We start from the raw sequence: 22,771 nt of genomic DNA, 5'->3' as shown, positions 1-22,771 counted from the left end.
ATAAAAAAGGTATGCGTTTTTTTATTTCCTATGCTTTTTTGTAAAAAATAAATAAAATTTTTATATGCAAAAATTTATGAAACTGCAAAAAGCACGATAATTCATGGATATTTTAAAATTATTTCACTACTATATATAGATTTACGATATTTGATTTGTACTATATATTGTGTTAATCTAAATGTATCGAAAATAAGCGATAAGGTTTGAAAAGCTTTTATGAGGTGAAATATGTCAAAAGAAAATTATTACATGAAATCGCAATCTCCTGTCGAATATGCGTATGCAAAAGACAAGAAAAATATGCGTTCAATAAATTGGAATGTAATGAATGACGATAAAGATTTGGAAGTGTGGAATCGTGTAACTCAAAATTTCTGGCTTCCTGAAAATATTCCCATGTCGAATGATATACCTTCTTGGAATACTCTTTCCGACGACTGGAAACAACTTGTTACACGTACATTTACCGGACTTACATTACTTGATACCGTTCAGGCGTCAATCGGAGATATAGCTCAGATAAAAAATTCCGTAACCGATCATGAGCAGGTTATTTATGCAAATTTTGCTTTTATGGTAGGTGTGCATGCACGTTCGTACGGAACGATTTTTTCTACACTTTGTTCAAGCGAGCAAATCGAAGAGGCGCATGAGTGGGTTGTAAATAACGATGCACTTCAGGCACGTGCGAAGTTGCTCATACCTTACTATACGGGTGACGATCCTTTGAGGTCGAAGGTTGCGGCGGCTCTTATGCCGGGATTTTTGCTCTACGGAGGGTTTTACTTACCTTTCTACTTGGCGTCACGTGCAAAACTTCCGAATACTTCCGACATGATACGTCTTATATTGCGTGATAAAGTCATACATAATTATTATTCGGGTTACAAGTATCAGCAAAAAATCGCAAAGGAAAACGATGCAAGAAAAGCGGAAATGAAGAAGTTCGTATTCGACTTGATGGAAGAGGAAATAGAGCTTGAGAAAATATATTTGCGTGACCTTTACAAGGGATTCGATATTGCGGATGACGCTATAAGATTCAGCGTGTATAATGCCGGAAAATTCCTTCAGAATTTAGGTTACGATTCACCTTTCAGTGAAGAAGAAACGCATATCGCACCGGAAGTATTTGCACAACTTTCGGCAAGAGCGGACGAAAATCATGATTTCTTCTCCGGCAGCGGTTCATCGTACGTTATCGGCACAACTGAAGAAACAACAGATGAGGATTGGGATTTCTGATGAAACCATATGTAGTATACTTTTCGACAAAATCAAACAACACACACAGATTTGTGGAGAAACTCGATTGTGAGAAATCACGTATACCGATAGAGCTTGACGAGGAACTCCATGTAAATCGTGATTATGTGCTTATAGTACCGACCTACGGAGGCGGCGGACATACGAAAGACGGTAAAGTCGACACTCACGGTTCGGTAAAAAAACAAATTATACATTTTTTGAACAATGAAGAAAATCGTAAACATTGCTTGGGTGTAATAAGTTCGGGAAATACGAATTTTGCAGAGTCATATGCAATAGCCGGCCCGATAATAGCGAACAAGCTCAAGGTGCCGTGGCTTTATAAATTCGAGCTTTTAGGCACGAAGTACGATGTGGAAAAAGTACAGAATATTTTAAATGAAATGTTTAAAAAATAAAAAGTAAAAACGAGGGAAAAAATGTCAAAAACATCATCCGAAAAATATATTTCCTTGAATGCACTTACAAAGTTCAAGGACGAAGACGGCAAGTACCACTTTCAGTCGGACAAGGAAGCCGTTCAAGAATACATCAAAACTCAAATCGAACCTTCAATGATGAAATTTTCTACACTTGAAGAAAAATTGAAATACTTGGTTGACAACAACTATTATGATGAAGAAATATTGAACCGATACAGTAAGACTTTCATCCGTGAAATATATGCGATAGGTAAGGAATACGATTTCAAATTCAGAAATCTCATGGGAGCGATGAAGTTTTACACGTCATACGGACTTAGAACGGACGATAAAAAATATTATCTTGAAACATTTACCGAACGTGCGATAATGAATGCGCTTTTTCTTGCAAACGGTAGTGAAGATCTTGCGAAAAAGCTTGTCGGAGATATACTTTCAAACAGATTTCAACCGGCAACTCCCACATTTTTGAATGCGGGGAAAAAACGCAGAGGTGAATATATTTCCTGTTATCTTTTAAGACTTGAAGACAATATGGAATCCATTGCAAGAGGTGTGGCTACAAGCTTGCAACTTTCAAAAAGAGGCGGCGGAGTTGCGCTTTGTCTTACAAATTTGCGTGAAGGACAAGCGCCGATAAAGGGGATAAAAAATCAGTCAAGCGGAGTTGTTCCGGTAATGAAACTTCTGGAAGATACTTTTTCTTATGCGAACCAGCTCGGACAAAGACAAGGTGCCGGTGCAGTATACCTTTCCGCACATCATCCCGAAATTTTGAAGTTTTTGGATACGAAACGTGAAAATGCGGATGAGAAAATACGTATCAAATCTTTATCTTTGGGTGTGGTAATACCCGATATTACATTCCAACTTGCACAAAAGGGTGAAGATATGGCACTTTTCTCACCTTATGATGTATATAAAGTTTACGGAAAGCCGATGACGGATATTTCCATAACAAAAGAATATGAAAATCTTTTGAGAAATGACAAGGTAAGAAAAACGTACATAAATGCACGAAAATTTTTCCAAACTTTGGCGGAAATACAGTTCGAGTCCGGTTATCCGTACATTCTTTATGAAGATACGGTAAACGAAAGAAATCCTCACAAAAAAGCCGGACGTATAGTAATGTCCAATCTTTGCAGCGAAATAGCACAGGTGTCCACTGCAAGTACATACACCGAAGACATGAGTTACTACCATGTAGGTCAGGATATTTGCTGCAACTTGGGTTCGATAAATATTGCCGAAGCGATGAAAGACGGTAAAAATTTCGGAGAAATGATCGGACGTGCGGTAGAAGCGTTGGATAGAGTATCACGTGCATCGGATTTGAATTGCGCACCTTCGATAAAAAGAGGTAATGAGGAAAATCATGCGATAGGCTTGGGTGCGATGAATTTGCACGGATTTTTGGCAACACATCATATTTACTATGATACTCCGGAAGCTGTAGATTTCACCGATATGTTTTTCTATGCAACGGCATACTATGCATTTAAGGCATCACATTACATGGCGATGAAAAAAGGTGCTTTTACCGGATTTGCGGACTCCGAATATGCTGACGGTTCATATTTCAAAAAGTACACCGAAGAATTGAACGTGCCGAAAACCGAAAAGGTAAAAGAATTGTTTGAAAAGTACAATTTTTACATACCTACACAAGAAGATTGGAAAGTGCTTGTGGAAGATATAAAGAAAAACGGACTTGCAAATGCACATCTTTTGGCGGTAGCGCCGACCGGTTCGATTTCTTACTTGTCATCATGCACACCTTCATTGCAACCGGTAGTATCTCCGGTAGAAGTGCGTAAGGAAGGTAAACTCGGAAGAGTATATGTTCCGGCGTATGAGATAGATGATGAAAATTACAAATACTACGAAAAAGGTGCATATGAAGTCGGTCCCGATGCGATAATAGACGTGGCGGCAGCGGCACAAAAACACGTGGATCAGGCGATAGCCATGACACTCTTCGTCACATCGCAAGCAACCACAAGAGATTTGAATCGTGCATACATCAGAGCATTCAAAAAGAAATGTTCATCAATCTACTATGTGAGAATAAGACAAGACGTTCTTGAAGGAAGCGAAAAATTTGAAGAAGATTCAATAATCAAAAACGAAAACAAAGAAGTACGAAATTGTGACGGTTCCGAAGAATGTCAAACATGTATGATATAAAGAAAGGGCAACACTCGGTTGCCCTTTTTGCATGCATTATGAAATTTTGCAAATGCCTATAACTGCAAAAAGACCTTCATTAGAAAGTCTTTTTACAGTGTTTGGGGTTTTGTGACAAAAAAAGAACGATACCGCAGTACCGTTCTTTTGGTGACCCAAGAGAGATTCGAACTCCCGACACCTTGATTCGTAGTCAAGTGCTCTATCCAGCTGAGCTATTGGGCCATATTGGCAGGGGCAGAGGGACTCAAACCCCCAACCTACGGTTTTGGAGACCGTTGCTCTATCAATTGCGCTATGCCCCTGCGCCGTAGGTAAATACCCACGTGACTTATACATAATAGCAAATAAAAATAAAAAAATCAAGTCTTTTAAATGAAAAATTAAAAGCTTGAAAGTAATGCAATTAAAATTTGTAAATTTGTAAGAACTTCGATTTGGACTATAAAAACATTCGGTGATTTTTGAATTTAATTTGCATAAAAAAATAAAAATAAAAAATGCTTGCAAATTTTTTTGTATAGCGTTATAATTATTCTCAACAATTTAACATAGTGGATGAAGGTTACGTGAGAAAGCGAAAGCTTACCGAAGGAGTTACACTCTCAGGTGTCTTGAAAAAGATGGGTAACGTATCCGGACACGTCTCTGGAGAGTCCCGACGGGCGCCGAAGGTGTAAAGGGTCGTAAGGCTTTAATCTCTCAGGCAAAAGGACAGAGCAATTTACAGGATATTTTTATATTTGTGAAATTTTCCTTTAAATTCTTTTGAATTTTTACTCCGGAGTTGTGAACATCCGGAGTTTTTATTTGGAGGTATGTATGAATTTATTGGAAATATTGAGCAGTATAAACTCATTTGTCTGGGGACCGCCGCTTTTGATTTTGCTGGTGGGAACAGGTATATTTTTGACTTTGCGTCTTAAACTTTTGCAAATACATAAATTGCCGAAAGCGTTGTCACTGATTTTCTCGGCGAAAAACGAAGGCAGCGGAGATATAGATTCGTTCAAAGCGCTTTGCACCGCACTTTCGGCTACTGTCGGTACCGGTAACATAGTAGGTGTTGCGACAGCGGTTCACGCCGGAGGCCCCGGAGCGATTTTCTGGATGTGGATAGCTGCATTCTTCGGTATGGCGACAAAATATGCGGAAGGACTTCTTGCGGTGAAATATCGTGAAGTCGATGCAAACGGTCAGATTGCCGGAGGTCCCATGTACTACATAAAGAACGGTTTGGGAGAAAAGTACAAGTGGCTCGGTGCATTGTTTGCAGTTTTCGGTATCGGTGTAGCTTACTTCGGTATCGGTACATTCGCACAAGTAAACTCAATTCTCGAAATGACAAGCATGACATTGGGGGTAAATCCGATTTGGACATCGGCAGTTGTAACAATACTTGTAGCGGCAATTACATTGGGCGGACTTCAATCAATAGCGAAAGTTGCGGAAAAGATTGTTCCTACAATGGCGGTTATTTATGTAATTTCAACTTTCGGAGTTTTGATTTACTTTGCGGACCAAGTACCGGCGGCAATTGCACTTATTTTGAAATCCGCATTCACTCCTACAGCGGCAATGGGAGGATTTGCCGGAGCAAGTGTAATGCTGGCAATACGTAGCGGTGTTGCGAGAGGTGTATTCTCCAACGAATCAGGTTTGGGATCGGCACCGATAGCTGCGGCGGCTGCAAAAACCGAATGGCCCGCCGAACAAGGACTTATTTCCATGACAGGTACATTCATAGACACAATAATTATTTGTACAATGACAGGTCTGACACTTGTAGTATCCGGATTTTGGACAACCGACTTGAACGGTGCCGCACTTACACGTGCCGCATTCATGGAAGCATTCCCTATTTACGGAAGTTACATGCTTATGATAGGACTGTGCCTGTTTGCATTCACAACAATTCTCGGCTGGAACTACTACGGTGAACGTTGCATTCAGTACCTCGCCGGAGTAAAAGCGATATTGCCCTACCGTATAGTCTTCATTTTGATTATTGCAAGTACACCTTTCATGAAACTTGAAGAAATATGGGTACTCGCCGATATAGTAAACGGACTTATGGCAATACCGAACCTTATAGCACTTATAGCATTGTCCGGTGTAGTTGTGGTGGAAACAAAGAAATACATGGATCATCTCGCCGAAAAGAAAAAATTGAAATAATGCTATAAAAGTTTTTAATAGAAAAATCAATAAATAGTTTATAATTAAAATAGTTCATGCGTACCATTATTGAATGAAATTAAAAACAAGTATCTAATTATTAATAAAAAAGTTAGTAAAAATGCGATATTTTTAAAAGTATCGCATTTTTTATTCTTTTAAATTTTTCCGGAAAAAAGTTAAAAGAATAAAAACAATTAAAAGAAAAACTCATAGAATTATGAAAAAAAACTCAATTTACTATTGAAAACATACTTTAGTCTAGGTATAATATAGTAAATTTTTTATTTCTACGAAAAGAGGAAGAGTATATGAACTTATCAATTCAAATCTTTTTATCTCTCGTACTGTCCGTAGTTGTAGGACTTATATTGGGAGAAGGTGCAGCGGCTCCGGTTCAGATGTGGATAGCTCCGATAGGTACCATGTTCATCAATTTGATTAAAATGATGATCGTACCGGTAGTATTCTGTTCATTAGTTGTCGGAATGACAAGTATGGGTGATTTGAAGAAACTCGGTCGTATAGGTATAAAGACTTTGGGTATATACCTTGTTACAACTGCAGTGGCAATCGTTATCGGGTTTGCAGTTGCAGGAATAATTCAGCCGGGTGTGGGCATTACAATAGCGGCAAACGCTGCAGCTCAAAAAGTGAAAGAAGCTCCGAGCATCATGCAGGTAATTTTGAATATGATACCTGCAAATCCTATAGCTTCAATGGCAAAAGCCGATATTCTTCCTGTTATTATATTTGCACTTTTCATCGGTGCCGGAATTATTTCCGTCGGCGGACAACGTGCGGAAACTTTGATTAAATTCTTTGATGCATTTGCAGAAGTATGCTACAAAATCATCAACATGGTAATGAAATTATCTCCAATCGGTGTGTTCGCATTACTTCTTCCGGTAGTTGTAACAAACGGACCTAAAGTATTGTTGCCGTTGCTTTCCGTAATTTTGTGTATGGCAATAGGAAGTATAACTCAAGCGGCGCTGGTATACGGAGGACTTGTTGCGACATTCGGTAAAATGAATCCGATAAAATTCTTCAAAGGAATGTCTGAAGCGATGGCAATTGCATTCACAACATGTTCATCTGCAGGTACACTTCCGATAAATATGAAAAACACCGAAGAAAAACTCGGTGTACGTCGTGATATAGCAAGCTTCGTACTTCCGCTCGGTGCAACGATAAACATGGATGGTACAGCACTTTACATGGGTATTTGTTCGATATTTATCGCAAACGCATTCAATGTACCGCTTACATTTGATCAGATGATTATGATAGTATTTACGGGAACACTCGCATCAATCGGTACTGCAGGTGTACCCGGAGCAGGACTTATAATGCTTGCAATGGTACTTCAATCAGTACAACTTCCAATCGAAGGTTTGGCACTGGTAGCCGGCGTGGAACGTATTATGGATATGTTCAGAACATGTATGAACATTACAGGTGATGCAATGGTTGCGGTAGTTGTAAACCAATCTGAAGGAAAAGAAATAGTAAAAAGCAATATAGAAATATTTACGGACGAAAAATAAAACATAGAAATAAAAAAAGCCCTCCGTCGGGTGTATTCGCAAAACGGATACAACATCAAGCGGAGGGTTTTTAAATGTAAAAACCGAAAAAGGTTGACATAATCTCGAAGACTGTCTATATTAATTATGCAAGTAATAAAAGACAGATCGGAGAACGTGACATGCTCAAAGCGTATAAACACGATGAAAATCATATACTCTGCGAAATACAACCGGAAAAAGCGGAAAAAGGCTCTTGGATAAACTGTTCAAATCCCGATATGGACGAACTTTTGACATTAAACAGATTGACATCCATTCCGATTGAAACGCTCAAAATGGCACTTGACCGTGAAGAACGTGCGCACGTTCAATTGGAAGAAGGATACATATTTGTAGTTGTAAATACTCCAGTAGTACTGGAAAAAGACGCATACGATGCACTTCCGCTCGGTATATTTATCACACCGAAATTTTTCGTGACGGTATGCCTTGAAGAAAACGGAGTGATAGAAAGATTTTTAAATGAAAGTTTTTTGTCATTTTACACTTACAAAAAAACACGCTTTCTATTTCAGATACTTTTGAAATCGGCATCGACATTCCTTTACTTCTTGAAACACATTTACAAACAGACCGAAGAAGTGGAAGATGAAATAAAGAAATCTTTGCAAAACAAAGAACTTTACAGATTACTCGAATTTCAAAAATCACTCACATACTTCAACTTCGCACTTCATTCAAATCAAAATGTAATGGAAAGATTGATGCGACTTCGCAGAGGACATACACCTTCATTACTTAAAATGTATGAAGAGGACGAAGAGCTTTTGGAAGATATAATCATAGAAAACAAACAGGCATTGGAAATGGTAAGTATATACACCAACATACTTATATCTACAATGGAATCGTTCTCTTCGATTATCTCGAACAGATTGTCTCAAATAATGAAATTTTTGACATCGGTGACAATTCTTCTTGCAGTACCGACAGTTATTTACAGTCTGTGGGGAGTAAACGTGCCGTTACCCTTACAAAATTCATCATTGGGATTTATGGTAATGGTGGTATCGGGAATTGTAATAACCGGACTTTTTGCACTTGTCCTATGGTGGAAAGATATGTTATAAACAACTCGAAAGAGTTGTTTTTTATTTACAAAACAATACGCAAAAAAAATAAACGGTTGAAAAATAAATGCGAATAATATTATAATAAAAATCCGATGCACAAGGAGGAGAAACATGATAGAAGCAATTGAAAAAAGACGAAGCATACGAAGATTTATAAAAAAACCGATAGCAAAAAAAGATATTATGGAAATAATTGAAGCGGGAACTCTTGCACCGTCCGAAAAACATGCACAACCTTGGAAATTTATAGTAATCTCGGGAAGCGGGAAAAAAGAACTTGCACGCAGAATGAAAGCAGGCATAGAAAGAAACAGAAACGATTTGCATGCGACATTCGGAAAAAGCTACGAAGCATTGATACCGTCGGCAATTTACACGATGAGAATTTTACAACAAGCCGACACGATAATATTCGTAATGAATACAAAAGGTAAACCCTACAATGAACCGCTCACAATGGCGGAACATCTTCTTGAACTTACTGACGTACAATCTGTATCCGCCGCAATAGAGAATATGTGCCTTGAAGCGACACAAAGAGGTATAGGAAGTCTTTGGACATGCAATATTTATCTTGCATACGAAGAAATTAAGGAATGGCTTCAAACGGACGGTGAAGCGGTAGCGGCAATAGCGTTCGGATACACCGACAGAGAAGCGAGAAAACCGGAAAGAAAACCCTTGGAAGAGGTAATAGACTGGACAAGGTATGAAGAAGCGGAAGAAACAAGTGAATAAAAACTGAGAGAAGGTAAAAACGATTACCTTCTTTTTTTATTTAAAATACAGATAAATAAAAATAAAATTATGATAAAATAAAAATATAAAGGGAGGTGGAGATTTTCGTTTTTTAAAATAAAAACACACAAATTAAAAGACACAAAGTCTTGCGTGATATGGAAAATATTCACCATATCATCAATTAAAAAGAAAGGAAACATGATGGCATATGTAAACGAACCCTTTTCGGGCGAAGACAATAATTTCGCCATAGTAAAGCAAGCACAGGGAAAAGTGCTGGGAAGATTGAGGTATGAAGTAAAAAGTTCCATACCGTCGGCCGGAGTAAAAGACTACCGATTTTTCGCAGATCCGTTATCTCCCGTACCGAGCGAGTATGAAAATGCCGTAAAATTCGGATTTACAGGATTTATGAGCAGACTCGACTGTGAATTCGACAAAATTAAAAATGAAGAAGAAGCAGTACAATTTTTAAAAGAAAACTACAAGGACTGTCTGGTGACATTTACACCGGCATTGAGAAACAACAAATTTTTCGTATTGGACGATTTGCAAAAAGAAGGCAAAACATTATTTATGGATACGGATAAAGACTACATACCCGTACCTGTATTCGGTACGGTAGAGCATCCGGTATTCGGTGGAAATATAAATAAATTTTGCTTTCACATGAAAGAAGGAAAGCCTTTACCCGGGCTTTCAAAAAAATATTGGGATAATGAAATGGAACCGGAATTTGTCATTGCGACAATGAAAACTTATGAAGGAAAAATAGGACCCTACATAATATTCGCACCGTTGTACAATGACGTGTTCAACAGCGAAGTAATAGGAGAAGGCGGAGCGTATTTCAAATCAAAAAGAAATTCCGCACTTGGATATGCACTATACGACATGCAAAATACGGAACTTAAAAATCACGTATTGCGCTGTGCAAAATCTCCCTTATGGTTCATACCTCGTGAATACCTGCCCGAATTCAGAAAAAATTTAAAACCCGTACCTCAAGACGGCGACATATTAAAAGACTTGGGAATAGAAATAATACACGATCCGATATTTTTACCGGCAAAAGAAAATGTTTTAAAAATAGAGGAAACTTTGGCGGATATGGCAAAAAACAATCATAAAGAAAATGAAATCAAAAATGAAGACAAGAAGTACGGTGAAAAAGATTTCATCAAACATTTAATAAAATCATCCAAAGACATGGGCTTTTTATACAGTGAAAAAGACCTCATAAACTTCCATATATCAATGAAATCTTCACGACTTGTCATATTGTCGGGAATGAGCGGAATAGGGAAATCCGGACTTGTAAGAACATACGGAAAAGCACTCGGACTTCCTAAGGAAAGAACCGTACTCATACCGGTAAGACCCTCATGGATGGATGACGGAGATTTACTCGGATATGTAGACATGAAAAATATGATTTACAGACCGGCAGATACCGGACTTTCGGAACTTTTGATAGATGCGGAAAAAAATCCCGAAAAACTGTACATCATATGTTTTGACGAAATGAATTTGGCAAGAGCCGAACACTACTTTGCTCAATTCATATCCGTACTTGAAAATGAAGAAGAAATGAAAATACGTCTGTACAACCCCTCATTGGCGACACGTATTTACAACAGCAATCAATATCCTCCGGAAATAACAATCGGAAACAACATAATGTTTGTCGGAACGGTAAACGTAGACGAATCGACATATAAATTCAGCGACAAAATACTCGACCGTTCAAATGTAATAACACTTAAACAAGGAAAATTTGTGAACCTTTCGAATGTACGAAACTCAAAAGACATAAATTCAAGAGAAATAAGTGCAACGGAATTCAATACATTCAGAAAAACCGGAGATATAGAACTTACAGAAGAAGAACTCAAATTCTTGGACGAATTGAACGACTCCTTCTACGAAAGCGGAATAATGTGCGGCATAGGATTCAGAGTGGCAAAACAACTCGACAACTATTTGAAAAACATACCGGACAAAATAAATTTCACACGCAAAGAAGGCATAGACGTGCAAACGGTACAGCGTATACTGACCAAAATACATGGATCGTCACAACAACTCAAAACGCTTATAGACCATGACGAAGAAGGAAACCTCACCGGAAAAATCGCACAAGTACTGGATAAATACAAACACATATCCATGTTTGAAGAAACACGCCGAGTACTGAAAGAAAAATCCGGAGAGTTGAAATTCTATGACTACACACTCTAAAGAATTCGGACTTACATTCTATACCGGAAACGGGCAAATAATCGAATATCCGAAAAAAGCGTGGAAAAAAGATGTAAAAGATTTTATGAAAGACAAAGTTGAAGCAGGTATAACGATAGCGGAAAATCAGGATATACTCGTGAAATTTCTGGCAAACGAAAAAGACCGCATGACAATGGACGGCCTTGACGTTGCCGAAAGCGAAAAACTCGAAAAAAAAGACGGAGAAATATATATAAAACCGCAGCGAAAGAAAGAAGCGCCGTTACTTATATTCTCCGGAAAAGATTTTCCCTTGGTACCCGGATACTATGTAATAACTGTATACCATGAAAACGAAACATACTACGGACTTTTGGAAATAACACCGAAATTCATGGAAAAACAGAGTTGGCAAAATATGAGAGAAGAACTTATATCCGAAATAAAAACACTCTCATTCGACTTCATGAAAAGAAACATACAAATCACAAAAGCCATGGAAAGTGCATTGGGACTTAATGTGGATATGCTTTTGAGATTTTACATAATACATGAAGAATGCGACTACGTAATATCGGTACTTGACGAATTGGCGAAAACCGCCAACACAAGACTTGTAATAAACAAAAAAAGAGTATACGACCAAAACAAACAAAAAAGCGACGTACATATAAAACCTCAGCACATAAGATTCAGAGAAGGTTCATACTCGCAAACGATAGTATACATGGAAAACACGCTTGACGTGGAAGAAAACAGATTTGTAAAAAGAATAATAAAAAAACTTCACGCTATACTGAAAACATTTATAGAAGAACTCGACAAAAATGCGACAAGACTTGAACTTAGACAAGAGGAACTCAGAGAGTTTTCCGAAAATCGTGAATATAAAATGGGCAAAAAAGCATTGATACACTTTGACGACTTTCGTAAAAGAGCGATGCAGCTTTTAAACATTATAAAAGAAGTCGAAAAAACGAATTGGTTTATACAAACAAGCGACACAAACGAAAAAAATATACCGATGACGGTATTTCTGGATCCACGCTACTCCATACTCTATAAATTGCATAAAAATTTGAACAAACCGGAAGAAAGTTTGTCGGTATCGTCATTTTACAGATACCAATGGAAACGAACGGATAAACTTTATGAACTGTGGTGCTTTTTGCAATTCATAAAAGCACTTACAAAAAACGGATGGGAAGTAAAAAAAGGCCCCTCGGTCGAAAAGAAAGACGGTAAATATCGACTGTCAAGCCTTGAATCCGGAACGGTAATATGTCTGAAAAGAGAAAAGAAAGAAGTATATGCGGTATATGACGGACTCATACCGGAAACATCGAAAGAAACAAGCAGAAAAAGAAATCCTATATACACAAACAATCCGCACAGACAACCGGATTTGCGACTGGACTTCTACAGCCAAGAAAAATACTGCGGCTCACTCATCGCCGACTTCAAATACAGAGATATTTACTACCTCTGGCAAAACGAAGAAAAAAGCAGACTGCTCAGAAGACAATTCAACGCATATCGAGATGTAAATACGAAATATTACAAAAACTATGAAGAAAAAAGATCGCTGCAAGACATAAGACCGGTAAAAGAAGTGTGGGCAATATTTCCGAAAGAAATACCGACAACAAAAGACGAAGACTACAATTTGAGATTTGTATCGCTGGCACCGTCACTGGCATCAAATGCGACACTCTCAAAAATGCTTGAAGAATATACGAAAAACATTTACAAAAGATAAATGGAAAAAATATTTCTTACATACATATTCTTCATAAACCTTGTGACATTCATTCAATTCGGTATAGACAAAAGAAAAGCGATAAAAAACAAAAGAAGAATAAAAGAAAAAACGCTCCTTCTTACGGCAATGGCGTTCGGCGGAATAGGGGCATACCTCGGAATGCAGGTATTCAACCATAAAAAGAACTATTGGAAATTCAGTGTCGGACTTACAACTATCGGAGTAATTCAAACAGTCGCAATATACTTCATTATCGTGAACATGTAAAAGCACAATCGAAAAAGGTTGTGCTTTTTCAACGGGAAAATATTTCATAAATAAAGAAATATTAAAATACAATATGTAAAATTTGAAAAATGAAAAGAAAAATATAAATTAATTTAAAACGGACTTGATTTTATAGAAATAAAATTGTATAATCACAAAGATAAAATTTTATAAAACGAAACGAAAGGAGGAGTCGCATCATGCGATTCCTTTTTTCAAAAATCGGGAGTCTTGAGAAAGACTCTCTTGTTACGAAAAGAGCGAGGAGGATTTTATGGAAAAAAGAATTATTCATGTAGAAGAACGATTACCTTTATTACAAACTGTACCGCTCAGCTTGCAGCACTTGTTTGCAATGTTCGGCTCGACGGTATTGGTACCGTTTCTTTTGAACGTGGATCCGGCAACCTGTCTTTTTATGAACGGAATAGGCACGCTCATATACCTTGCAATCTGCAAATGGAAACTTCCGGCATACTTGGGTTCGAGCTTTGCATTTATCTCACCCGTACTTGCAGTATGCGCTACAAACGGAATGAGCTATGCGGATGCACAGGGAGGATTTATAGCATTCGGACTTTCATTTATGATACTGGCACTTATAGTCGACAGAGTAGGAACGAAATGGATAGACATATTGTTTCCGCCGGCGGCTATGGGTGCCATTGTTGCGATAATCGGACTTGAACTTGCACCCCTTGCGATGTCGATGTCCGGATACATGGGTCAAGCTCAAGGAATGACAAACGAAACCGCAATGATAATCTCCACATTTACACTCATAGTTACAATACTTGCAACGGTATTGGGAAGAGGATTTATAGCAATAATACCGATACTTATCGGAGTAGTGTCCGGATATATTCTCTCCGTATTTATGGGAGTTGTAGACTTCACACACGTAGCACAAATGCCGTGGTTCTCATTTCCGACATTCTACAGACCACACTTCAATGCCAGTGCAATAATGATGATAATGCCGGCACTCTTCGTAGTATTTGCAGAACACTTGGGTCATCTTTTCGTAACAAGCGACATAGTAGGAAGAAACCTCATAAAAGAACCGGGACTTCACCGCTCGCTCTTTGCGGACGGATTATCAAACGTACTCTCAGGACTTTTGGGATCCACACCGAACACTACCTACGGAGAAAACATGGGCGTAATGGCGATGACGGGCGTATACAGTACATGGGTAATAGCAGGAGCGGCTGTATTTGCAATAATATTCTCATTCGTAGGAAAAATAGCCGCACTCATACACGGAATACCCACACCGGTAATGGGAGGCGTATGTATACTTCTTTTCGGATTTATAGCCGCAAGCGGAATAAGAATGCTTATAGAGAAAAAAGTAGACTACACAAATTCAAGAAACCTCATACTGACAGCGGTAGTAATGATAACGGGACTCTCCGGAGCGACAGTAGTAATCGGCCCCGTACAACTCAAAGGAATGGGACTTGCGACAGTGGTAGCAATTATATTATCACTTGTATTTATACTCTTCGACAAACTCAAAATATCAAACGGTCAATAATTAAAAAAACTCTCCGAATACGAAAACGGAGAGTTTTCAATTTCTACAAATTCGGACAATTTGAAAAGAGACATATATGGTGATATATTAATAAAGGTGACTCGGAAAAAAGTAAAGTCAAAAAGGCATAAACAAGGAGAGATACAAATGATACGGTTTAAAACAATACAATCATTGACCGGTGACGAAATAAAAATCAGAACCGAAGTATTTATGCACGAACAAGGATTTAAAAACGAATACGATGAAATAGACAAAATTGCATACCACACGGTACTCTACAAAGACCACAAACCGGCAGGATGCTGTCGTATGTACTGGAATGAAGAAGAAAACTCATACGTAATAGGAAGACTTGCAGTATATAAAGAATACAGAAAACAAGGACTCGGAGCTGCACTCATAAAAGAAAAAGAAAGAATTATAAAATGGAGACTCCACGGAAAAACCGCAAAACTTCTCGCACAAGTTGAGAAAAAAGGTTTTTATGAAAAATTAGGATACAAAGCATACGGAAAAGAAGTAGATGACGAAGGATGCCCGCACATCTGGATGGAAAAAACCTTATAAGCGAAAACGAGGCGATAAAATGACACCTAAAGCAAAAAGAACAAAAGCTAAACTGCTTGAAACCGCAAAGCAATTGTTCAAAGAAAAAGGATACGAAAACGTATCCGTAGAAAAAATAACAAAAGCCTCACAAGTAGCAAAAGGAACATTCTACCACTACTTTACCAAAAAAGAAGATATAGTATTGGAACTCATATTCAAGTCGATAAAAAACAAGCAGGAAGAAGTACTTGCAAGTGAAAACTCCATCGACATGAAAATATGTGAATACATGAAAACATTGTTTGAAGAAATTGATTATATGCCTAAAGAACTTTTGCGTAATTGGGTTTGCGATTCCATACAGGGAACCGAAAAATACCAGCAAGCCACTATATTTCCGAAAAATATAAAAAAATTTATATACGAACTTTTTACAAAAGAAGTAAAAGCAAAACGATTAAAAGAAACAATACCCGAAGAAAAAATATCCGATATATTCGTAACACGAATATATGGATTTATAACTACATGGTGCATATTGGGCAAAACTGAAAGTCTGTCGGAATACGCACTGCCCGTAGTAAATTGGGAGGTCAAAAAAATACTCGACTCATATGAAAATAAAGTATGAATCGGTAAATGAAATAAAAATACGCATTCTCGAGATGCGTATTTTTTTATGCGGAAAAATTGAAAATAAAATAAAACTAAAATTGTTGACAAACCGAAACGGCCGGACAAAATCAGTTACGAAAAATCAAAGACACTTAACGGTGTCTTTTTTTGCTGAAAATGTAAACATAAAAATGTAACGATAAATTTTAAATAAATACTTTCAAAGATTAAATTTTATAATCGCTTCCGACTGTTTTTATTTTCTTTCGGGTTATAATTTTACTTTCTTTTTGCATTTATGTTGTAGAGTTATAGAAAGGAGAGTTATTGTGAAGGAATTTATAGCTGTTTTGTCGTTTATGACTACTATTGTTGCCGTTATTGCCGGTTATATCGTTCGTCCTTATATACAAAATGATCGTGAAAAGACGAAGATTACTTTGGAGCGCATGGCTTTTTTGAGTAGCGATGTCGACAGTTTGCGTGTGGAGCTTCGTAATTTGACGGAGTCGGTTTCTCGTTTGCATGCTCTTCTTTGCAGGGAGTTTACTTGTTTTTCTCATGACGGTAAGTTTATTTATAGTGAAAAGGGGCGTGTTTCATGACGGATTTCAGATTGGCTTCTTTGATTGCGGACGGGCTTGTTTCTACCGGTATCGAGGGTGATTTCGGCAGCGTGTGTTGTTCTACCGTAGGCGATTATCCTTCTATCGGGTGTTCGTCCTGGGAGGGGGAGCGTGCGGATGATTTACTTTTGCGTATAGAGGGCGGTGAACGGTTTGCTCGTCGCAGTTACAGCGATTTATTGATGTGCGGCGATTTGCCGGTTTTGAGTGATATTTTAAGAAAAAATTCGACAGTTCAGATTGAGAAGCTTTCGGAGGATTGTATTTCTTATGTAGATGCTCTTTCTTCCATTGAAACGCTTTTTGAGCCGAGGTGTATTATTTATGCCGGTATGTGGTGTCCTACTTCGGTGTCGGTGGTGCTTTCGTTTTTGAGAAGGTATGAAGGTTTGATTGATTTGAATGATATTGCTTTGCTTAATGATATGTTTATCAAGGGGTATGCACGATATGCGGATTGCAGCGAGTATGCTGCAGTGTATGAAAATCGTGCAAACGGTACGTATCGTTATGTGCTTTCAATTGAGGTGTGATTTGTTTTTGTAAATAATATTTCATTTATGAAACGTTGTGCTGAAAAATTCTTTAGAATTGCGCTTGTTTTACATTAAGTTGTAAAAAGATTATAATGAATACAGGTGTTTTACAAAGGGAGGCACAGAATGAATCTTATCGGTAGCATGGTAGCGCATAAAGTTTTCGGGATAGGATCTATTACTGATTTTGACGGCACGTATTTTAATGTCAAGTTTGATGACAGAGTGATAATGTTTTCATATCCGGATGCGTTTGAGAGTTTTTTGTCGTTTTGTAATGAGAATGAACCGACGGAAGTAGCCGAAGATGTCAGACGCCACAAGGTAGAGCAGAAGGAACGCAAGGATAAAATAATAAGGAAGAGAAAGAAAGAGGCCGATACACGTAAGCGTCTTTTGGCGGAGGCGAGAAAGCCGAGACGCGGCAGGAGAAGGGTAAGGAAGGCAAAGAAGAAAAAGGTTGAGGCCGAGTTGAATTAGAAAAAAGTTCAAAGAAAATAAATATTTTTATTGACATTTATTATATATATTTGTATGATTAAAAGGGACATAAAAGCATTCCCCCACAATCGTGGGGGTTTTTTGATGCCCGGAAAAGGGGGATTTTCTTGTCTGGAATTTATGATGTAATTATTATCGGAGCCGGTCCGGCGGGTATTTTTACCGCATTGGAATTGGCGAAAAGTAATTTTTCCGTTTTGATTGTGGAAAAAGGTCATGATATACGGGAACGCGTAAAAATTAACAAAGATAGAAATGCGCCTCCTTCTGAGAAAAGGAAAAATATCGTATGCGGTTGGGGCGGAGCAGGTGCGTTTTCTGACGGAAAATTGACACTTACTACCGAATACGGCGGTAATCTTGACGATTACATGAATAAGGGTGAACTTTCAAAGCTTATTTCTTATGTAGATTCGATTTATTGCAAGTTCGGTGGGGCTAATCGTAAGGTTTACGGTGACGAGTTCCAAGATGATTTGCATGAGCTTAAACGTAAAGCCGCTTCAGCAGATTTGGCGCTTATTCCGGCACGTATCAGACATTTGGGTACTGATGTGAATGCGGATATTTTGGCAAATATGCGTGATGCACTTCCGAGTAATGTGGAAGTTCTTTGTGATACCGAGGTTGAGGATGTATTGCATCCTAAGGAAGACGGTACATTGGGAATTATTGCAGGCGGTAAGACTTATTTGTCCAAGTATCTTGTTGCCGCTCCGGGACGTGAAGGTGCGGAGTGGTTCAATAATTCCGTACACAAGATGGGTATACATACACGTGCCAATGCGGTGGATATCGGTGTGCGTGTAGAAATGCCGGCGGAAACGTTTGAACCGATAACGAAGATTTGCTATGAATCCAAGCTTGTTTATTTCTCGAAGTCTTTTGATGACAGAGTACGTACTTTCTGTATGAATCCTTACGGATTTGTCGTTACGGAAAACAACGGCGGACTTCAGACGGTAAACGGACATTCATTTGCATATAAGAAGAGTCAAAACACCAATTTTGCAATATTGGTTTCAAAGAAGTTTACAAAGCCGTTCAATGAACCTATTGCATACGGTAAATATATAGCCACATTGGCAAATATGCTCGGCGGCGGCCCGATTGTACAAAGATTGGGAGATTTGCGTGACGGCAGAAGATCTACCGAAGAGCGTATCAAGAGGGGTCTTGTAAATCCCACAATGCCGTCAGCTACACCGGGAGATTTATCGCTTGTACTTCCGTATCGTTTCCTTAAAGATATTGAGGAAATGTTTGAAGCATTGGATGTGGTTGCACCGGGTGCAAACTCCAGACATACATTGCTTTACGGTGTAGAAGTTAAATTCTATTCATCAAGGCCGGAACTCAGTGATAAACTTGAGACGGCAATACCTAATTTCTTTGCAATCGGTGACGGTGCCGGTATAACAAGAGGACTTGTACAGGCAAGTGCTGCCGGCGTGGTAGTTGCAAAAGAAATATTAAAACGTGAAGGGGTCGACAGCATTAATGATTGAAAGATATACAAAAGAAGAAATGGGCGCCGTATGGAGCGAAAAGAATGAATGGCAAATGATGCTCGATGTGGAAATCGCCGCATGCGAAGCGAATGCAAAGCTCGGACGCATTCCGAAAGAAGCAGTTGAAGTAATAAAGAAAAAAGCGAAATTCGATGTTGAACGTATACATGAAATAGATCGTGAAGTAAATCACGATATTATAGCTTTTCTTACCTGTGTAGGTGAAAACGTAGGCGATGAAGCCAAGTACATTCATATGGGACTTACATCTACCGACGTAAAAGATACGGGAATAAATCTTCAAGTGAAAAAAGCATCTGAAATACTTTTGAAAGACCTTGAAGAATTGAAAGAAGTCCTGAAAAGAAGAGCGATAGAATTCAAGTACACACCTTCAATCGGAAGAACACACGGTGTACATGCCGAACCGACAACGTTCGGATTGAAAATACTTCTTTGGTACAGTCAGACACTCAGAAATATAGAAAGAATGAAATGTGCAGCCGAAGATATGCGTGTAGGAAAATTATCCGGCGCAGTAGGTACATATGCAGATATAGATCCGTTTGTAGAAAAATATGTATGTGAAAAATTGGGACTTAAAGTGGAACCGGTATCCACACAAGTCGTACAACGTGATCATCATGCACAATACGTAACTACATTGGCCATTATTGCATCAAGCCTTGCACAAATTGCACTTGAAATAAGAAATCTTCAACGTACCGAAGTACGTGAAGTGGAAGAATATTTCAGCAAGAAACAAAAAGGTTCATCGGCAATGCCGCACAAACGTAATCCCGTAAGAAGTGAACGTATTTGCGGAATGGCAAGACTTATACAAGGATACGTTGTACCGGCGTTGGAAGACGTACCTCTTTGGCACGAAAGAGATATATCTCACTCATCGGTAGAAAGAGTAATACTTCCCGATGCAACAACGGCACTCGACTACATATTGAAAGAAACGACAAAGCTTATCGACAAACTTCTGGTATATCCGGAAAAAATGAAAGAAGACTTAAATCTTACCGGCGGACTTATATACAGTCCACGCATACTTCTTGCACTCGTGGAAAAAGGTGCATACAGAGATACTGCATACCGTTGGGTACAACGAAATGCGATGAAGAGATGGATAGACGGGGAAGATTTCTATGAAAATCTTTGCAAAGACGAAGACATAAAGAAATATTTGACAAACGAAGAAATAAAAGCATGCTTTGATGAAAAACCGATGCTTAAACATGTCGACACAATTTTTGCGAGATACGGTTTATAACGAAAGAGGAAAAAATATGGCAACAGCTATGGTAATCGGCGCACAATGGGGCGACGAAGGAAAAGGTAAAATAGTCGACTACTTGGCGGCAAAAGCCGATGTAGTAGTAAGATCACAGGGCGGAAACAACGCAGGACACACAGTAGTGACAGGCGGAAAAGTATACCCCCTAAGACTAATGCCGAGCGGAATTATGTACGAAAACACAATTTGCGTAGTAGGTACGGGCGTAGTAATAGACCCGAAAAGCTTCATCGAAGAAATGAGAAGCTTGGAAGAAAAAGGTGTAAAAACACACCACCTCCAAATATCTACACGTGCACAAGTAGTATTTCCGTACCATATAAGACAAGATGAAGCTGAAGAAGCTATGAAAGGCAGCCGTAAAATCGGAACGACAAAAAACGGAATCGGACCTTGCTATGCAGACAAAATCAACCGTATAGGTATAAGAATATGCGACCTTATGGACAAAGAAGTATTTGCTGAAAAACTCAAATACAACCTTGAATACAAAAACAGAGTACTTGAAAAACTCTATGGAGTAGAAGGATTCGACTACGAAAAAATGCTCAAAGACTACCTCGAATATGCGGAAATTTTGAGACCGTTCGTACAAGACACAAACTACAACGTAGACAAATTCATAAAAGAAGGCAAAAACGTACTCTTTGAAGGTGCACAAGCATCAATGCTCGATTGTGACAACGGAACATATCCGTACGTAACGTCATCACACCCGACAGCAGGAGGAGCGTGCATAGGCGCAGGAATCGGACCGCACAATATGAAAAACATATTCGGAGTAGTAAAAGCATACAGCACCAGAGTAGGCGAAGGCCCGTTCCCGACCGAACTTCATGACGAAACAGGCGACTACATAAGAAACCTCGCACACGAATTCGGCACCGTAACGGGAAGACCCAGAAGAATAGGCTGGCTTGACGCAAGAGCGGTAAGATATGCGGCACAACTCAATACATTCGACTACCTTGCAATTACAAGACTTGACATATTCGACCAAATGGACGAAATAAAAATTTGTGTAGGATACGAATACGAAGGAAAAGAAATAAAAGAATATCCCGCAGATCTGAACTTCCTTTCCAAACTCAAACCGATATACAAAACATTTGAAGGTTGGAAAGAAAAAATTTCCGACATAAGAGAATATGACAAACTTCCGCAAAAAGCAAAAGAATACGTAGAAGCAATAGCGGAAATAACCGGAGTGAAAATAGGAATAGTATCCGTAGGCCCGACAAGAGAAGAAACAATAGTAGTAAAAGATGTATTTAAAAAATAATATTTGAATATATTTAAAAAGAAATATCCGTAACAATTCAATCGGAAAATGTTACGGATATTTTTATTTAAGAAAAATGCAATAAAAAAGTCCCTTAAAGGGACTGAATTTGAAACTACCTCATGACGAAAAACAAACCCACGAAACAAAGAATTGCACCGAAAGCTTTCGTCAAAGTGAAAGTTTCATGGAAAAACAAAGATCCGGAAATCATCAGAATAATTGAAACGATAGTACTATAAACCATTGCTGCGATATTAATTTGCCAACCGGCCTTATACATATAGTAAGCACCGGCCTCCAAACCGATCAGACAAAAGCCCAAAATGAAAGCAATCCAATTAATTTTTGTATACTGCCCCAAAAACTCACCGGAAGGAGAAGTATACCAACACAGAGCCAAAGCTGCAACAGATGCAAACAAGTAAGTAACGGTCAAAGACGCAAAAAGATTTACTGAAGCGGGAATCAACTTAAAACAAAAATGATAAGTCAAATTAGCCAAAACCAAAGCGCCGATAGGCCACCAAAACGCAAAATTCATAGTACCAACCTCTCAAAATTTACTATGATAAAGAAATA

Annotated in this window: 20 protein-coding genes, 2 tRNA genes and 1 riboswitch; of the genes, 19 read left to right on the top strand and 3 right to left on the bottom strand. The window is 38.4% G+C overall.

What is annotated here, in order from left to right; translation table 11 throughout:
- The first annotated feature begins 231 nt into the window (after positions 1-231).
- Genes nrdF through nrdE form a run of 3 tightly spaced genes read left to right on the top strand, consistent with a single transcriptional unit; the run spans position 232 to position 3,884 of the window.
- A complete protein-coding gene (gene nrdF, locus HMPREF9083_RS03025; RefSeq protein WP_007554699.1) occupies positions 232-1,248 on the top strand; it encodes a class 1b ribonucleoside-diphosphate reductase subunit beta in 1,017 nt (338 codons plus the stop codon).
- Entirely contained in the window at positions 1,248-1,670 is a 423-nt protein-coding gene (nrdI, locus tag HMPREF9083_RS03020; RefSeq protein ID WP_007555915.1) for a class Ib ribonucleoside-diphosphate reductase assembly flavoprotein NrdI, read from the top strand. Before nrdF ends, nrdI begins: the two co-directional genes overlap by 1 nt.
- A gap of 21 nt (positions 1,671-1,691) precedes the next feature.
- Positions 1,692-3,884, top strand: coding sequence for a class 1b ribonucleoside-diphosphate reductase subunit alpha (gene nrdE, locus HMPREF9083_RS03015; protein WP_007555914.1), 2,193 nt, complete (start codon positions 1,692-1,694; stop codon positions 3,882-3,884).
- A 148-nt stretch (positions 3,885-4,032) separates the two neighbouring features.
- Here the strand turns inward: nrdE and HMPREF9083_RS03010 are convergent.
- A tRNA-Arg gene (locus HMPREF9083_RS03010) sits at positions 4,033-4,109 on the bottom strand.
- A gap of 4 nt (positions 4,110-4,113) precedes the next feature.
- Positions 4,114-4,189: transfer RNA gene (locus HMPREF9083_RS03005), tRNA-Trp, on the bottom strand.
- Positions 4,190-4,522: 333 nt separating this feature from the next.
- A riboswitch (glycine riboswitch) is annotated at positions 4,523-4,612 on the top strand.
- 94 nt (positions 4,613-4,706) lie between these two features.
- On the opposite strand from HMPREF9083_RS03005, the gene HMPREF9083_RS03000 reads away from it, so the two are divergent.
- The 16 genes from HMPREF9083_RS03000 to HMPREF9083_RS02920 all read left to right on the top strand — a co-directional run bounded on the left by HMPREF9083_RS03000 (position 4,707) and on the right by HMPREF9083_RS02920 (position 22,189).
- Positions 4,707-6,062: an alanine/glycine:cation symporter family protein gene (locus tag HMPREF9083_RS03000; protein WP_007555913.1), complete on the top strand. Its 1,356-nt coding sequence runs from the start codon at positions 4,707-4,709 to the stop codon at positions 6,060-6,062.
- A gap of 311 nt (positions 6,063-6,373) precedes the next feature.
- Positions 6,374-7,612, top strand: coding sequence for a dicarboxylate/amino acid:cation symporter (locus HMPREF9083_RS02995; RefSeq protein ID WP_007555912.1), 1,239 nt, complete (start codon positions 6,374-6,376; stop codon positions 7,610-7,612).
- A 161-nt stretch (positions 7,613-7,773) separates the two neighbouring features.
- The gene (locus HMPREF9083_RS02990) at positions 7,774-8,724 is read left to right on the top strand and encodes a magnesium transporter CorA family protein (protein ID WP_007555911.1); all 951 of its coding nucleotides are present in this window, start codon (positions 7,774-7,776) and stop codon (positions 8,722-8,724) included.
- A 114-nt stretch (positions 8,725-8,838) separates the two neighbouring features.
- Complete coding sequence (locus tag HMPREF9083_RS02985) at positions 8,839-9,465, top strand: nitroreductase family protein (RefSeq protein ID WP_007555910.1); 627 nt, start codon at positions 8,839-8,841, stop codon at positions 9,463-9,465.
- 204 nt (positions 9,466-9,669) lie between these two features.
- Complete coding sequence (locus HMPREF9083_RS02980; RefSeq protein WP_035062629.1) at positions 9,670-11,709, top strand: McrB family protein; 2,040 nt, start codon at positions 9,670-9,672, stop codon at positions 11,707-11,709.
- Positions 11,693-13,450, top strand: coding sequence for a nuclease domain-containing protein (locus HMPREF9083_RS02975; protein ID WP_007555907.1), 1,758 nt, complete (start codon positions 11,693-11,695; stop codon positions 13,448-13,450). The genes HMPREF9083_RS02980 and HMPREF9083_RS02975 overlap by 17 nt, the downstream gene beginning before the upstream one ends.
- The gene (locus HMPREF9083_RS02970; protein WP_007555906.1) at positions 13,451-13,720 is read left to right on the top strand and encodes a DUF1294 domain-containing protein; all 270 of its coding nucleotides are present in this window, start codon (positions 13,451-13,453) and stop codon (positions 13,718-13,720) included. It abuts the gene before it with no gap.
- A gap of 274 nt (positions 13,721-13,994) precedes the next feature.
- Positions 13,995-15,260, top strand: coding sequence for a uracil permease (gene uraA / locus HMPREF9083_RS02965; RefSeq protein WP_007555905.1), 1,266 nt, complete (start codon positions 13,995-13,997; stop codon positions 15,258-15,260).
- Between the two features lie 147 nt (positions 15,261-15,407).
- Positions 15,408-15,830 carry a GNAT family N-acetyltransferase gene (locus HMPREF9083_RS02960; protein ID WP_035062628.1) on the top strand — a complete coding sequence of 141 codons (423 nt, stop codon included), beginning with the start codon at positions 15,408-15,410 and terminating at the stop codon, positions 15,828-15,830.
- Between the two features lie 19 nt (positions 15,831-15,849).
- Positions 15,850-16,443, top strand: a complete 594-nt coding sequence (locus tag HMPREF9083_RS02955) for a TetR/AcrR family transcriptional regulator (protein ID WP_155800586.1) — start codon at positions 15,850-15,852, stop codon at positions 16,441-16,443.
- Positions 16,444-16,756: 313 nt separating this feature from the next.
- Positions 16,757-17,032, top strand: coding sequence for a hypothetical protein (locus HMPREF9083_RS02945; RefSeq protein ID WP_007553787.1), 276 nt, complete (start codon positions 16,757-16,759; stop codon positions 17,030-17,032).
- Positions 17,029-17,586, top strand: coding sequence for a hypothetical protein (locus HMPREF9083_RS02940; RefSeq protein ID WP_007555901.1), 558 nt, complete (start codon positions 17,029-17,031; stop codon positions 17,584-17,586). Before HMPREF9083_RS02945 ends, HMPREF9083_RS02940 begins: the two co-directional genes overlap by 4 nt.
- A gap of 129 nt (positions 17,587-17,715) precedes the next feature.
- A complete protein-coding gene (locus tag HMPREF9083_RS02935; protein WP_007555900.1) occupies positions 17,716-18,069 on the top strand; it encodes a hypothetical protein in 354 nt (117 codons plus the stop codon).
- Between the two features lie 128 nt (positions 18,070-18,197).
- Positions 18,198-19,598 (top strand): NAD(P)/FAD-dependent oxidoreductase, encoded by a 1,401-nt coding sequence (locus tag HMPREF9083_RS02930; protein ID WP_007555899.1) that lies wholly within the window; start codon positions 18,198-18,200, stop codon positions 19,596-19,598.
- Positions 19,591-20,883 carry an adenylosuccinate lyase gene (purB, locus tag HMPREF9083_RS02925; RefSeq protein WP_007555898.1) on the top strand — a complete coding sequence of 431 codons (1,293 nt, stop codon included), beginning with the start codon at positions 19,591-19,593 and terminating at the stop codon, positions 20,881-20,883. The genes HMPREF9083_RS02930 and purB overlap by 8 nt, the downstream gene beginning before the upstream one ends.
- 16 nt (positions 20,884-20,899) lie before the next feature.
- The gene (locus HMPREF9083_RS02920; protein ID WP_035062626.1) at positions 20,900-22,189 is read left to right on the top strand and encodes an adenylosuccinate synthase; all 1,290 of its coding nucleotides are present in this window, start codon (positions 20,900-20,902) and stop codon (positions 22,187-22,189) included.
- 115 nt (positions 22,190-22,304) lie between these two features.
- Here the strand turns inward: HMPREF9083_RS02920 and HMPREF9083_RS02915 are convergent, their stop codons facing one another.
- Positions 22,305-22,733, bottom strand: coding sequence for an EamA family transporter (locus HMPREF9083_RS02915; protein WP_007555896.1), 429 nt, complete (start codon positions 22,731-22,733; stop codon positions 22,305-22,307).
- Positions 22,734-22,771 lie beyond the last annotated feature (38 nt).

This window comes from Dialister micraerophilus DSM 19965, assembly GCF_000194985.1.
Taxonomy (GTDB): domain Bacteria; phylum Bacillota; class Negativicutes; order Veillonellales; family Dialisteraceae; genus Dialister; species Dialister micraerophilus.
The sequence above is the reverse complement of the archived record's forward strand: the minus strand, read 5'-3'. Positions and strand labels throughout refer to the sequence as shown.